Origin of the sequence: Lutibacter sp. B1 (genome assembly GCF_012524075.1) — a bacterium.
Lineage (GTDB): Bacteria > Bacteroidota > Bacteroidia > Flavobacteriales > Flavobacteriaceae > Lutibacter.
The window spans coordinates 1-1,507 of sequence record NZ_JAAZUI010000082.1 but is presented as its reverse complement, the minus strand read 5'-3'; the positions used below and the strand labels follow the sequence as shown (position 1 = coordinate 1,507).

The window sequence follows — 1,507 nt, the reverse complement described above, 5'->3', positions numbered from 1 at the left end:
AACAATGTATAACCGCAATTACGGCGGATTCGACTACGTCCGAATCCACTCGGAATTGCTAACGCCAGTTCTTAACCGAAAATTATTAACTTTAATCCCGCAACTGACGGTTATACGAGACCGTTGGGTAAAATGGTTAACCACACTGAATAAATAATAAAATTTTGAATTTAAAATAAAAAAATCATAAATTATTTTGACAACCTTTTTTTATTTATATATTTGTATCAAAGAAAATAATTGCTATCATTTCTCTTTTTAAAATGTATAATTATAATAAAAGTGGTATAGGTTTCAGATGTGGAAATGATTTACCTAAATTAAAGGAAGCTAATAAAAATTTAGATGATGATAAAACTTTTGTTGCTAAAGTAAGTTATGATTATGAAAATGGATATGTTATTTATCAATTTAATCAAATAAATTGGGATGAATTATAATTTCATCAAAAATAAAGGCGGAGCTTTATACTCCGCCTTTATTTTTATATTTTTTACATCTTGTATCAGTATTTCTAAAATAATTATTGGATTTAAAAATCCTACTGTTATAACAATAGAGGAATTAAAAGGTATTAGAAACCAAATATTTAATGATGATATAGGTGATTATTATTACAAGGAAGGTATCAAAGATTCGATTTTTCTTAATAAAATTTTAAGCTTATCATTTAGTGGAAATTTGAATATATATAACAAGGATAAAAAAAAAATATTCTTTAAAAATTCAACTTGTATAAATGATGATTTAGAAATAATTAATAAAAATATAGATTCTTTAATTTATGTATCCAACGATATACTTGATGATAAAATTAAAAATTTAATGAATCTAAATTTAAATGAACCCAATAAAATATCTAATTTTAAGAATTATGATTATTATATAATTTATTATTGGAGTTCATTTATGAATAAAAAAAATTTAATAAAAAATGAATTTAAATTCTTAGAACAAAATTTTAACTCAGAGAATTGTAAAATTATCCGAATAAATTGTGATTTTTTAGATATATGGAATCTTGAAAAAGGAAAAAAAATAAAACTTAAATTTAAAAGAGATAATGACGATTACTATGATGTATCATTTAAATCAATTCCTTGGAAGTAAGGTATATTATTAATTCATGAATTTTAGCTCTTATTTCAATTTAGTATGAGAAGATGAACATTTAAGTCTCTATAATTGTTATTAAATAAGAGAACTTTTTAGATATTAAAAAAATCTTTAATTAAATGTTATGCCATTAAATACCACTTTACCCAACAATGTGCATAAAAAATTGCTTAATTAGAAATTTAGAATAATTCTAAAGTAAAAAATGTTTAAATTTATAATCGAAAAATTGCTAAAATAAACCGCAACTTTTCATGCACCGAGCCGTTGGGTAAAATGGGGGAATTTCAGCCTGAAATTCCTAATTTGAGTTTTATGAGTTTAAAATCTCAAACTGTCTGAGACACGAGCCGAAAAAATTACTGAGATAAAAAAGTTTGAAAACTACTTC

At 23.2% G+C, this 1,507-nt stretch carries 2 protein-coding genes; both read left to right on the top strand.

Annotation, left to right across the window (positions count from 1 at the left end; all coding sequences use genetic code 11):
- Positions 1-263 precede the first annotated feature (263 nt).
- Positions 264-440 carry a hypothetical protein gene (locus HGB55_RS14885; RefSeq protein ID WP_168817849.1) on the top strand — a complete coding sequence of 59 codons (177 nt, stop codon included), beginning with the start codon at positions 264-266 and terminating at the stop codon, positions 438-440.
- The gene (locus HGB55_RS14880; protein ID WP_168817847.1) at positions 430-1,110 is read left to right on the top strand and encodes a hypothetical protein; all 681 of its coding nucleotides are present in this window, start codon (positions 430-432) and stop codon (positions 1,108-1,110) included. Before HGB55_RS14885 ends, HGB55_RS14880 begins: the two co-directional genes overlap by 11 nt.
- Positions 1,111-1,507 lie beyond the last annotated feature (397 nt).

What these genes read in the sequence shown, in the direction of transcription:
- HGB55_RS14885 (WP_168817849.1), top strand. Translation starts at nt 264, where the DNA reads ATGTATAATTATAATAAAAGTGGTATAGGTTTCAGATGTGGAAATGAT.
- HGB55_RS14880 (WP_168817847.1), top strand. Translation starts at nt 430, where the DNA reads ATGAATTATAATTTCATCAAAAATAAAGGCGGAGCTTTATACTCCGCC.